Annotated in this window: 7 protein-coding genes; all 7 read right to left on the bottom strand. The window is 31.4% G+C overall.

Annotated features, from left to right (window positions below; all coding sequences use genetic code 11):
- Positions 1 to 2,283, bottom strand: a complete 2,283-nt coding sequence (locus BLT88_RS05225) for a GH92 family glycosyl hydrolase (RefSeq protein WP_091953460.1) — start codon at positions 2,281 to 2,283, stop codon at positions 1 to 3.
- Between the two features lie 13 nt (positions 2,284 to 2,296).
- Positions 2,297 to 4,549: a GH92 family glycosyl hydrolase gene (locus BLT88_RS05220; RefSeq protein WP_091953458.1), complete on the bottom strand. Its 2,253-nt coding sequence runs from the start codon at positions 4,547 to 4,549 to the stop codon at positions 2,297 to 2,299.
- 14 nt (positions 4,550 to 4,563) lie between these two features.
- Positions 4,564 to 5,862 carry a glycoside hydrolase family 71/99-like protein gene (locus BLT88_RS05215; RefSeq protein ID WP_157691131.1) on the bottom strand — a complete coding sequence of 433 codons (1,299 nt, stop codon included), beginning with the start codon at positions 5,860 to 5,862 and terminating at the stop codon, positions 4,564 to 4,566.
- 11 nt (positions 5,863 to 5,873) lie between these two features.
- Positions 5,874 to 6,947, bottom strand: a complete 1,074-nt coding sequence (locus BLT88_RS05210; RefSeq protein WP_091953455.1) for a glycoside hydrolase family 99-like domain-containing protein — start codon at positions 6,945 to 6,947, stop codon at positions 5,874 to 5,876.
- Positions 6,948 to 6,954: 7 nt separating this feature from the next.
- Complete coding sequence (locus tag BLT88_RS05205; protein ID WP_091953454.1) at positions 6,955 to 8,682, bottom strand: SusD/RagB family nutrient-binding outer membrane lipoprotein; 1,728 nt, start codon at positions 8,680 to 8,682, stop codon at positions 6,955 to 6,957.
- A 17-nt stretch (positions 8,683 to 8,699) separates the two neighbouring features.
- Positions 8,700 to 11,933: a SusC/RagA family TonB-linked outer membrane protein gene (locus tag BLT88_RS05200; RefSeq protein ID WP_091953452.1), complete on the bottom strand. Its 3,234-nt coding sequence runs from the start codon at positions 11,931 to 11,933 to the stop codon at positions 8,700 to 8,702.
- 178 nt (positions 11,934 to 12,111) lie between these two features.
- Positions 12,112 to 13,278 carry a carboxypeptidase-like regulatory domain-containing protein gene (locus tag BLT88_RS05195; RefSeq protein WP_036785220.1) on the bottom strand — a complete coding sequence of 389 codons (1,167 nt, stop codon included), beginning with the start codon at positions 13,276 to 13,278 and terminating at the stop codon, positions 12,112 to 12,114.
- Positions 13,279 to 13,293 lie beyond the last annotated feature (15 nt).

Here is a 13,293-nt window from a genome sequence, read left to right as displayed (position 1 = left end):
TTATTTAGGTAAATTACCCATTTTAAATTCCATTTTTCCTCCAGCAATTAACTGCTCGTGTGTAAAAAATGGAGTATCTAATTTTTTTCCATTCAATTTAGTTGTTTGAATGTATTTATTGTCCCGACTATTATTTTTTGCTTTAATCACAAATTTCTTGCCTGTTGGTAAATTGATTTCTACTTCATCAAAAATTGGACGACCAATAGAATATGTCGTATTTCCTGGGCTAAAAGAATAGAAACCCATCGCATTTAATACGTACCAAGCAGACATTTGTCCACAATCTTCATTACCTGCCAATCCATTTGGGTTATTAAAATACAACTCGTTCATAATTTTGTCTGTAACTTCTTGTGTTTTCCAAGGTTGACCCACAAAATTATACATATGTGCAATATGATGACTTGGCTCATTTCCGTGCGCATATTGACCAATTAAACCTGAAATATCTCCAGAAACATCATCTCCAGTTAATTCTGAACTTGTAGAAAATAAAACATCTAAGTTTTTAATAAACGTCTCTTTTCCGCCAACTAAATCTACCAAACCTTCAACATCATGAGGTACAAACCAAGACCATTGATAAGCATTTCCTTCAGTATAATCATCTTTTCTATGTTTAGAAAAACGAGGATCAAAAGGCTCACGCCATTTTCCATCTTGATTTTTCCCTCTCATAAAGCCTGATTTGGTATCGTAATATTGTGTGTATTTTTTAGAGCGTTTCATAAAATGATTGTAATCATCTGTTTTGCCTAAATCTTTTGCCATTTGTGCAATACACCAATCATTATAAGCATATTCTAAGGCTTTAGATACGGATTCATTTTCTAAATCAGCAGGAATAAAATCCATTGTCTCATTATAGAGCTTACCTTTCGGCATCAAAATGTTTTTTACTTGTTTTGATGGAAAAAATATATCTGTAGTATCATACTTTGATGCGTGAACGACTGCTTCATAGGCTTTCTTCACATCATAACCTCTAATTCCTTTATTATAGGCGTCTACAATTACTGGCACAGAATGATAACCAATCATACAACCGGTGTAATTCCCTTGTAATTCCCACATTGGTAAAATACCACCTTGATCGTATTTTGTTAAAAGTGTATTTATAAATTCGTTAGTTTTATCAGGGTCAGTAATTGTCTTTAAAGGATTATATGCTCTAAAAGTATCCCACAAAGAGAACACTGTATAAATTTTTTCTTCATTAGATTGATGAATTTTTCTATCCATTCCCCTATATCTGAAATCTACATCAGAAAATGTATTTGGACTTATAGAAGTGTGATATAGTCCTGTATAAAAAATTGTTTTCTCATCTTCCGTACCTCCCTTTACATTAATTTTTGATAATTCCTTTTTCCAAGTTTCATGAGCTTCATTTTTAACTTTATCAAAATCCCAATGGTTAATTTCTGCTTCTAAATTTTTACTAGCACCTTCATAATCTACAGAAGAAATACCCACTTTTGCTAAAACTTCTTCGCCAGCTTTGGTATTAAATGTTAATACAGCCAATAATTTTTTAGACATTCTATTTGGTAAGGCCTCAATTTTTTTACCATTTTCGTAAAAAGTAACTGTAAAAGGTTTATTAAATTTTGCTTTAAAGAAAATATCTTGAGTTACAGCCCAACCACCAGAACCTTTATAACCAGAAATTTCAGTATCAGAAATCAATTGAAATTGGTGATTTGGTTTATGATCTGGGTAAATAGTATGGGATAAATCTATAATGATTCCCGATTTCCCTTCTTTACGGAACTTATATTTATGAAAACCCGCTCTTTTAGTAGCCGTAAGTTCAGCTTTAATATCGTAATCCTTTAATAAAACCGAATAAAATCCTGGAGAAGAAACTTCATCTTCATGACTAAATCTAGAACGATATCCTGCATCCGGATCTTCTGAAGTTCCTGGAATTACTTTCGCTTCACCTGAAAAAGGCATAAATAAAAAATCACCTAAATCACTAATTCCTGTTCCACTTAAATGTGTGTGAGAAAATCCTAAAATTGAAGAATCTGTATGATGATATCCTCCACAAGCGTCCCAACCTAAAGTTCTTGTATCCGGACTTAATTGCACCATTCCATAAGGTGTAGTAGCTCCTGGAAACGTATGTCCATGACCACCTGTACCTATAAATGTGTTCACATATTTTGTATTATCAACAACTTTTTTAGTTGTTGTTTTTGTGATTTTACCAAAAGAGAAAATACCTATCAAAGTAAGTAATAGCAGTAAAAAGTAATTTTTTATATTTTTCATAGGTAATCTGTTGTTAATTTTTAAAATTGTTTGGAATGAGAGATTGATCTGTACCCCAATTTTTATTTGGATATTTCCCCATTTCTAGGGTAATTGTAGCTCCATTGATAAGATCATCATGTGTAAACCAAGGACCTTTTAGTTCTTTTCCGTTTAAAGTTGCAGACTGTATGTATTTATTGGTTTCATTACAATTTGGTGCGTTTATGGTAAACTTATTGCCATTTGGTAAATTAATACTGATTTTAGAAAATAATGGGCTTCCAATAGTATATACTGGAATTCCAGGAGTAACAGGGTAAAAACCCATAGCAGAAAAGACGACAAATGCAGACATTCCTCCACCATCTTCATCTCCTGGAATACCAAAAATATTGTCTTTAAACCAAGTGTTTAATAACATTCTTATTCTCTTTTGAGTTTTCCAAGGTGAATCTGTAAAATTATATAAATATGGAATATGAAAACTTGGTTCATTTCCCATAGAATATTGACCAACAATACCTGTAAAATCGGGAAACCGTGCATTTAAAGCATACGTGCTTCTTCCTAAATCTTCTCTAAACATTTGATCTAAACGTGCTTCAAACGTTTTTCTTCCGCCCATTAATTCTTGCAATCCTAAAATATCTTGTTGCGGATTCCATAAATAAGTCCAACCATTATTTTCGTCATAATAATCCCGACCTCCCATACCGCCATCAAATTTTGGATCGATATCAATCCAATTTCCTTTGGCATCTTTAGGCATAAAAAATCCTTTTTCTTTCCAGTATAAATTTTTGTAATTCTCTGCAGTTTTAGAAAAATATTTATAATCGTCTTCTTTACCTAATTCTTTTGCAAATTGCGCCAAAGCCCAATCATCATAACCTTGAGCTAAAGTTACTGCAACAGATTGTCTTTTTTCAAAACCGTGCACTCTTGGTTCAGTTTCCTTTTCTCCTGGATTTAATCCTGGAAAATAACCCAATCTTAAAGCCAATTTGTCCAATGGAGCAACTGCGCCCATTTTCCAAGGAATCATTGTGCCTTCTAATGCGTTTTTTTTCATCGCTTCAAAAGCTACTTCTGCATCAAAATTTTTAACTCCTTTTCTATGCGCATCTAATAACATGATGGTAGAATGAAAACCATTCATTGGTGGTGCATCGCCATGAATTTGAGGAAATTGAGGCAACCAACCAGATTGTTCATACATTCTTACATAAGAAGCCATCATATCTGATTCCATTTCTGGTTGTAAAATATAACGTAAAGGATGTAATGCTAAAAACGTATCCCAAACCCAATCATCGGCATAAAAATCTTGTTCGCCTTCGTGAATTTTTTTATCATAATTACTATAATATGTACCATCCTCAGTAATATTTATCATTCTTTCGTAAGAGCGATATAAAGCTGTGTAAAATGTTCTTCTGTAAGCTTCTGTTCCTCCTTCAACTTCAATTTGATTCAGTACTTCAGACCATCTTTTGTGCGCTTTTTCTTTTACAGTTTCAAAATTAAAATCTGGTATTTCCCTCTCTAAATTTTTCTTTGCTTGTGCTATACTTATAAATGATAAACCGTATTTAAACTGGACTGGCTTAACGTTAGTAGTATCATTAAAAGTAATCCATGAGTTTACTTTATCGTCAACAAATTTTGTCGAACTGAAAGTTCCTTTTTGGTTTATAATGGCGTATACATAAGCTTGCATACCCTCAAAAGATTCTGTTCCTGTTAGAGAACCATCATCATTTAATTGCCAATCATCACCAGATAAATCTCTTAAATATAACTTTCTTGTATTTTTATTTTGATAACTGAATCTAAAAATACCTGCTTGTGCAGAAGGCGTAAATTCTGTAGTAATATCATAATCTTCTAACCAAGTTGAGTAGTAATGTGGATGCGCAATTTCTAAATCTTGATCCCATGCTGAAATTGGTTTTTTAGTCTCGTTAACATTCCCAGAAACTGGCATAATATTAAAAAGTAAATCTGACCTATGCTTTCTCGTAGTAAGTGGAAATGAAGTAATTTGATCATCTCTATAATCTTTTCTTTCAGGATACATGCGTACCATAGAATTTGGCAAATGTATACGTGTTCTTGTTGGTTGTAAAAAAGGAGCAACACCACCAATTTGTGGGTCTACATATTTTACATTGTCAAGATTTTCTGATATTCTGTTTTCTGAATTACTACAAGAAAAAAAGAAAAAAGAAATTACTAGAAATTGTATACAATTAATAAGTTGTTTATTAAATACTAAATTCATCAATTAATGGATTTTTATTTCGTTGGATAAATTGGCTGTTTTTTTGTTAAAATGATTTCTTTACGCAACATTTTTGCTGCTTGTCCTGTTTGCCATAAATAATAATCTGATGGCAAACCTTCATAAGTTAAAAACTTACTTTCTCCAACAGGAGGATTGTTATCTATTTTAAAAATACTCGTGCCTTCATCTATTTCATCAAACATAGCCACGTAAATTGCTTTTACATCCGAAGAAATTGCATTGTAAAATTGTCTCCATAAAAAAGCTCCTTTTAAACGTGGTATTTTATTAAATTTATCTTTACCATTTTTCATGTTATACCAACTGAAACCAGGAAAAACAACAGGCATATACATTACTCCGTTTTCAGTACACCATTTTTGGTCTTGTATGGTATAATTTTCTTTGTGTTGGTCTGCAGATTGTAAATCGTTGTACCGGCCTGGAGTCCAAGGGTGCACAATATCTGCCAACTTAATAACTTCGTGTAATTTAGGATCACTGACAGCATCTCTCTCTAATGCTCTCCAACCAGTTGGAACACCTAAAAGCACTGCACAATTGCCATATCTCGGATCATTTTTAAAGAAATTAATGAGCTCTTTAATATTCTCTAAAGTGTATTTTCTATTATTAAAGCCAACACCCCAAATAGATACCACCGCTTTTCCTTTATAGGTTAAAACATTTGGGTTTGTTGGGTCGTTTAATTTATATCGTCTAACCAATTGTTTCCAATCTTCTTTGGTAGTTTCTACAACATTATCTTTGGTCGTACCAGACAAATCGTACATTAAACTTAATACCCTATCATTATTTTTTGCAGCCTTAAAACAGTTATCAAAAACAGTATTGTAATTATCTATTCTTTCTTGACCTCTAGTTAAGCCTACAACAAATCGCTGTGCAAAAACGCCATCAATTCCGTAATCATTCATCCATTTAAAATGACGATTTACCGTTTTTGCATTTGCAGAACTAAATACATAGGCAGGTTCACCATCTTTATAAACAAATTCTGTTTTAAAAAGTTCATCTTTATCTAGTTCGCTTACATCTGGCCAAAAATCTACAGAAGTATTCCCGGGATTAAATTGTTTGTTGTTAGCATAATGTTTCCAATTTAAATTAGCGCCATCACCTTCTGCATTAAACCAACCTTGATAACCTGCTAAAATTTTACCTTCTATAGAATTGTTTATTTTAACGTTAGTTTTATTATCAATCTTTATATTTTCAATATTGCTTTTACAACTATTAAAAAAGAAAAGCGTTAGCATTGATAAAAATGAGATTGATTTGATTTTCATATAAAAATGAATTAATTTGTCTTAAACTCTTCTCTTAATATTTGAAGATATTGTTCTCCGTAAGAAGTTGCAGATTCAAGTTGTGTTCCTCTATTCCAATCGTTAAAAGAATCAACTAAGACAATCTTGTTAGTTCCAGCGGCTCTTCTTGCTACGTTGCAATTTGCTCTAAACCAAGGCGCATCCTTATCAAACACATTAATATTACTTCCTCCATTTATTATTTTTAAATTTATAGATGGAGATATTGTAGGAATGTATTCAATATTATATTTTTCAAAAGTTTCTTTATGATACAACCATGCTTGATCCATGAATTTGTGAAAATTAATTATTCTATCATACAAATTCTTATTCACTGCAGCATAGGTTGCATGTGTAACGGCGTCAACTCCGTTTACAAACCTAAAATCATATCTTAAAGTTGGTGTCCATTCATTTTGCATACCAATTAAATATAGCTCAACACCAAGATCAGTTAACTCTGCCCTCATTTGCTGATATAGAGCTGCATTATCATCAGAATGTAAATTGTGGCTATTTAAAAGATACACCACATTTTTCCCATCAACTTTCATATAATTAGTTTGATCAAAAAATGGTGTCATCAATTTAAAATCATCAATAAACCTTTGAACAAGACCTTTTGATTCAATTCTATTATTGTTATTTAACCCCATGTTCCCAAAATTATAGGATAGTGCAAAATTTACATCTCCTGCATTTGGTGCCGCTTGTAGTTCATTAATAAACGTAGTGTCTTGATTGTTTTGATTTTGATTATTTGCAGATCTAAATTGAAAGATAAAAAAATCTATACCTGCTATTTGTGCCTGTTTTACATGTTCTTCATAGACAGCAGGATCTGATACATTAGGATTATAAACACCAATAGTAGGTTCCTCAGGGACTGTACTTCTTCTAATAAACCTACTATACTGTGCTCCAACAATATAGTCTGAAGTTACAGATACAATAGGGATGTCATAATTTAAAAAAGAATCTTCTATTGCAATATTATCTTCAGTACATGAAAAAGATATCATTAAGATTATTAGTAGTAATATTTTTTTTATATTTTTCATAATATATTTATAGTATTGTATAGGTTATTCCAGCGGCAATTAAATCATCCTCTGAGTCTCCATAAAAATTATTTGCAAATTCTTGATTAAATTCAGGGATAATTGTTTCCCATTTTGTTGGTGTATATGGTTTGTTAATTTTAAGTTCACTATATAATGAATTACCTTGCGATAAGTTGGAAACGGCTTCTTGAAAACCATCGTTATTTAATACACTTTCTGAAAATGGTGGATATGCCATTCTTTCTGGTAAGGACGCATAATCTAATCCAAGTGCTCCATCTGGTGCAAATTGATCGATAAGAGGCAGCAGTCTTGTTCTTTTCTGCATACACCATATATCATGACCTTGATTAAAACTAGCTAGCCAACGTTGTCTTGTAATTTTATCTAAAGAGTTCGCAGAAATACCGCTGTTTACCACACCGAATAAATGTCTATCACCAGTGCTTGAAGTCCCCCATTTGATGCCATCTCTGTTTTTGTACTCATTTTCTCCTGTAACTCCATACTGTTGAAAAGAAGCATCAATACCATCATAATAATATTGTTCTGCTGTTTTAGAGCCTCCCCAGCCTTTTAGTTGAGCTTCTGCTTTTATAAAATTTAATTCTGCATACGTAATAAGATTATAGCTCATATCTTGAGCCATAAACACATCTACTTTAGGCCTGCTATATCTTCTAGTTTCAACTCCGTTAAGAATGTTGTCATTCCCATTTAAATCCCATCCATCTACAGTAGCATTACCTCCAAGAGGTCTTCCAAAATATGGTAGCTCATATTCTACAATAATTTTTTCTGTTATAGAACCAGACTTAAACACCTCATCCCTAATAGTTAAAGGACTTAAAGATGGTTCAATTAACGCTACTAATCTTGGGTCTCTGTATGTTTTTAAGTTTAATAAATAATTTAGATTAATATAGGGAACTACATCTTGATTTGCAGTTATAAATATATATCTCCGATAATTAAACGACCAATTTTCTTCTTCTAGACCCCACTTTAGAGCTACATTATCTAAATTTTCGCTTAAAAGATTGTTTTCATTTGCCATAGCTTCAGAACCATGTTGCTGAGCCAAAGCAGGGAAACCTTCAGAAATTCTTAAAGCAATCTTTAAGCGAAGTGAATTTGCAAACTTTATCCATTTTGTATTATCTCCATTAAAAACTGGGTCCTGCAAGAGTGCATCTCCATTGGGATCCATATTTTCTCCAGCTTCTTTTAAAACATTTAAAATATCAGTATAAATAAATTCTTCAGATGAATATCTATTTGCCAGCATACCTTTAGAGGCATCTTCATAAGGAACAGCTCCAAAAGTTGACACTAAGACTGAATACACATAACTTTTCCATATTTTTGATATATACACTCTATTCGTATAGCTTAGGTCGTTACTATAATTATCAATAATATCTTGATTATTTTTCAAAACATCTACATAAAACTGCCTCCAAAAATTATCTAGCCCCGATTCTGTATAAAAGTATCTATTAAATTGGCCTCCTTTACCACCATAATAACTAGCATACGTATTAAACATTTGGTCGTTCAAAGTACCACCAATTAAATCTAATCCTTTTTTTACAGTGCCTGCAAAAAGTTCTTCAGGTGAGGCTACTGAAATTGCATCTGGATTTGTATTAATTTCTTCAAATTTGTTTGTGCATGAATCTAATATTGTTAACAAAAAAGTAAACAATAATAATTTGGTTAAAAATCTCATTTTCTTTATTTTTTTAGTTAAAATACTAGTTTTACATTAACACCAAAAGTTCTTGTAGGCAAGAAAGAACCATATTCTATACCCTGCCCATTACCAGATGTTGTACCTGATTCCGGGTCTATTCCTTGTGGTGTATTCCTATAAATAGTCCATAAATTTCTACCAACAACAGAAATTTTAGCATTCTTTATTTTTATTTTTTTAATTAATCTATGTGGTATGTTGTAACCAAAAGTAACTTCTCTCAATTTTACATAAGAAGCATCATAGACAAACCTTCTTTGATCTTGAAGACCATCAAAACCATATACTTGTGGATTTAACCACCTTTGTGTGTAAATAATTTCTCCATTAGCGTCTCTTTCTGCGGCCCAGTTTCCATCAGCATCTTGCACTCCTAAAGCTGAATTTTCATAAATTCTACCTTTTGGCCTATCGGAATCCGCATAGTTATTTCCAAATAAACCCCTTCCTTGCCTTTCGTTATTATTCTCTCCTAGTATTAATGTTGATAATAACCACTCTTCTCTTCCTTCTAGAGTGCCAGCGTGCACACCATGATTATAGGTTTTGGCCATTGTTCCGGAGTATAAATCTCCTCCCATTTTAACATCAACTAAAAAATTTAAACTGAAGCCTTTGTAAGAAAATGAGTTTCGTATACTCCCTATCCAATCTGGTTGTGCATTTCCTAATAATTGATTAGACTCCCAAGCTGCCCTTCCATTAGCTAACACCAATGGTGTACCCGTTTCTGGGTCAACTAGTTGAGAATTTCCTCTAATATTACCAAAAGGCTCCCCTACCTCTGCAAATACACCTACATTAAACCAGCTTCTTACTAATCTGCTTTCTACACCATCAAAAAGTGAGGCTACAAATGATTCGTTTTTAGACCAGTTAATATCTGTTGACCATTTAAACTTTTTGTCAAATAGTTTAGCAGATAAAAATAATTCCATTCCTTCATTTTGAATCTCTCCTGCATTCAAAAATTTCCCTACAAAACCAGATGTTGGCGTAGTTGAAACATTTATAATTTGATTGTTTGTAGATGATTTATAATAAGTACCATCAAAAGAAATTCTATTATTGAAAAACTTTGCTTCAATACCAAATTCTGTTGATGAAGTTAATTCTGGTTTTAACTCTAAATTTTTTCTTATTCTTTCTAATGCTACCCAATCTGTATTATTGTAATTACCTCCTTGGACATAGCTATTTCTAATTTGATTAAAACCGGTATCGTTACCAACTTGTGCATAGGAAGCTCTAATTTTCCCGAAAGTTAAAATATCATTTCTAGGAATAAATTCTGAAAATAATATTGTACCACCTACGGAAGGATAGAAGTAAGAATTATTACTTGCTGGTAAAGTTGAGGCCCAATCATTTCTTGCTGTGAAATCTAAAAAATATGTTTTTTGGTATCCTAAAGAAACGGAACCATATACTGAGTTTATTCTTTTATTATTATTAATAAAAATTTCAGGTGCAAATTCATCACCATTTGATAAACTCATAATATCTCTCTCAACTAACGAAATAGCAGTTAACCTATTTCCGTCTGTTCTTACATCAAATCGATTTACGCCTATTAAAGAAACTAATGACAAATCGTTAAATTTCTTTGTATAATTTAAGATTGCTTCATAATTCCAATTTTCTCTTGAAATATTTACTTCTCTATATAAACCATTGGGGTCATAATCGGCTCCTTTGTTATTGAACTCTTGTCTATCTACATTATTTATTGCACCATTAATTCTAGTTTTAAGTTTTAGCCCTTTTAATATTGTCCAATTTAAAGTTATATTAGCTACAACTCTATTGGTAATATCTTGATTACTATTTTCAAATATATTCCAATAAGGGTTATTAAAATCTCCCTCATATTGGAAAGCTTCATTATTCTCATTTATATAAGGAAGTAAATTAGATTGAGACATATTTGGTAACATATACATGTAGTTATTGGCTGGGTTTCTATTACTCCCATTTTGATACATTCTGTTATTTACTTTTTGATGCGTATATATAAAACTAACATTAGCCGTTAACTTATCTGTAATATTTTGTGACATGCGCAGAGCAATATTATCTCTGTTAATTTCTTCCATTCTTTTAATTACATGATCTCCAATTGTCTTACCATAAGAAAACCTTAATGTATTTTTATCTGTTGCTCTGCTAATTGAAAATGTGTTGGTATTTACAACACCAGTCTGATATAAATCTTTTACATTATTTATATCTGGAGCATAAGTACCAACAGTACCATTATAATCTAGTACCTGCTGCCCTAAAAAAGGTGCTCCATAAGCTCTATTGTAGGAACCAACCATTGGCAATCCAGTTGTGGGATCTAGTTGTCCCGTATTTTGTACCAATCGTCCACCATTACCTGCACCATAAGAATATTGATAATTTGGATATTCTCTGTTTGAAACAATAGATAGGTTAGAATTGACATTTACATTTATTTTACTAGTACCCTTTTTAGCTTTTTTAGTTGTAATAATTACTACACCATTAGAAGCTCTAGAACCATATAGCGCAGATGCGTTTGCACCTTTTAAAATTTGAATAGAATCAATATCATCTGGATTAATACCAGATATTGGGCTTCCTAAGTCAATATCATCTCCTTCATCCCAAACAGAAACACCTGCATCACCCGATGAACTATCTAAAGGGACACCGTCTAAAATGTATAAAGGCTGATTGTTACCTGTTATAGAAGTTAAGCCTCTAATAATTACTCTCGTTGAACCTGTTGGAGTCGATGAATTTGTGATTTGCACACCAGCTGCCTTACCTGATAAAGCATTTAAGAAATTAGAAGATCTAGCCTCCGTCATGTCTTCCGTATTAACTCCCTGAGTGGAGTAAGACAATGATTTTTTATCTCTTTTAATACCAAGAGCTGTCACCACTATTTCTTCCAATTGCTCAGCAGATTCTATTAATACGACAGTAAGATCTTTTGTGTTTTTTGTAAAGTTGACATTTTTAACTGCAAATCCTAAATAGTTAAAAATCAATACTCCTTCAGTCTTTTCTTTTGTATTAATACTATAATTACCATCTAAGTCTGAAGTGGTCCCTATTTGACTATCTTTTAGTAATATAGAAACACCTAAAAGAGGTTCTCCTGTCTTATCTGTTATTTTTCCTTTAATGATATTTTTTTGAGAAAAAATAATCAAAGGAAAAAAAAGAAGTATTAAACTTAGTTTTAATTTCTCCATAATTTTAATTTCGATAGATTTAATTTATTGGGTGAATATAAATACTGACTTATTTAAACAAATGAAGTATATTTCATTAATTAAGGATTAATATTTTCTTAACTTCTTGGCATTAACTCAAAAAAAATAAAATAATTTAAGAAATCCTTAAAAACAGTAAAGCAACTTAGATTGCGTTTTAATACTTTATTAATTTAAATTGGTTTTCTAATGGAATGCCAAATAATTCCTCAAGCTGTTTCGCACTTCGTTTATAAAATTTAGAGTCGGGTGGTAGGTTAATATTTTTCCAAAAGTCTGAATTGTATTCGATGTTATAATCGCCTATATCTTTTCCTTTAATAATATTATCACGAACTCTTATTTTTTTCCCATTATTCTCAACACCTAATACTATAGCCTCATGTCGATATGATAATTTGATCATATTACTTTTCAATTTTAAGAGTTTTTTCATGTATGGAGTCACTTTTTCATTAAAAACATATTCCCTATTATGATAACTTAAAACTAATTTTCCTTCTTTATTTTTTTTATAAATATAAACAGCTTTTAGATTGTAATTTTCTAATTTGTATATTCCCTTTGTGTCAATACCAATGTATAGTTTTATCCATTTCTTTGGATTTTCTTTTTGCTTACCTTCAACAACAATAACATCTTCACCATCATAAGAGGTATCATCTATAACTTCCCATTTATAATCATTTCTATAAATTCCTTTTCTTAGCGGGTTTTGTTTTGCAATCATTACAGCAGCATGAAACTTTTGTTTCTTTTTTGCAAATCTATAATCATTCGATTTTCTGGACTCTGCAACTTCTATCTCCTCAAATTCGCTAGAAGTTGGACCTCTATCATACACTTTTAAGTAATGCTCTACTAAAAACCTTGAAGTACCATTTTCATTCGAAAACCTTCTGTATAAAATATTTAGTTGATGTCCTTTTCTTTGAGTTGTATTTTTTAGATTTTTAAGTGCATCTTTTACATAAGATTTATAATCTACTAACGTAATTTCATCTAAGGAAACTACATCTTCAACAAGGGTAATTATTTTTTCGTCAAGTCCTATAAAATCTTCTACTTTAATTGTAAAAGTTTTAAAACCTAATGCAGAAACTGTAATGGAATCCTTAAGATTATCTTGAATTAATTTTAAAACAAAACCACCATCATCATTACTTGCGGTTCCAATAGATTTCGATAAAATACTAACGGCAGCATAAGGTACTGGGTATTTGTCCTTATCAACTATTAAACCCTCTACTTTTATAGTTTCTTGCGCATTAAAAACTAAACTTAAAAATAAAAATAAATAAACAACACTACTTTTTTTAAACATAACTACCTTATTTAT

Origin of the sequence: Polaribacter sp. Hel1_33_78 (assembly GCF_900106075.1) — a bacterium.
GTDB lineage: Bacteria > Bacteroidota > Bacteroidia > Flavobacteriales > Flavobacteriaceae > Polaribacter.
The sequence above is the reverse complement of the archived record's forward strand: the minus strand, read 5'-3'. Positions and strand labels throughout refer to the sequence as shown.

What these genes read in the sequence shown, in the direction of transcription:
- BLT88_RS05215 (WP_157691131.1), bottom strand. Translation starts at nt 5,862, where the DNA reads ATGAAAATCAAATCAATCTCATTTTTATCAATGCTAACGCTTTTCTTT.
- BLT88_RS05195 (WP_036785220.1), bottom strand. Translation starts at nt 13,278, where the DNA reads ATGTTTAAAAAAAGTAGTGTTGTTTATTTATTTTTATTTTTAAGTTTA.
- BLT88_RS05220 (WP_091953458.1), bottom strand. Translation starts at nt 4,549, where the DNA reads ATGAATTTAGTATTTAATAAACAACTTATTAATTGTATACAATTTCTA.
- BLT88_RS05210 (WP_091953455.1), bottom strand. Translation starts at nt 6,947, where the DNA reads ATGAAAAATATAAAAAAAATATTACTACTAATAATCTTAATGATATCT.
- BLT88_RS05200 (WP_091953452.1), bottom strand. Translation starts at nt 11,933, where the DNA reads ATGGAGAAATTAAAACTAAGTTTAATACTTCTTTTTTTTCCTTTGATT.
- BLT88_RS05225 (WP_091953460.1), bottom strand. Translation starts at nt 2,283, where the DNA reads ATGAAAAATATAAAAAATTACTTTTTACTGCTATTACTTACTTTGATA.
- BLT88_RS05205 (WP_091953454.1), bottom strand. Translation starts at nt 8,682, where the DNA reads ATGAGATTTTTAACCAAATTATTATTGTTTACTTTTTTGTTAACAATA.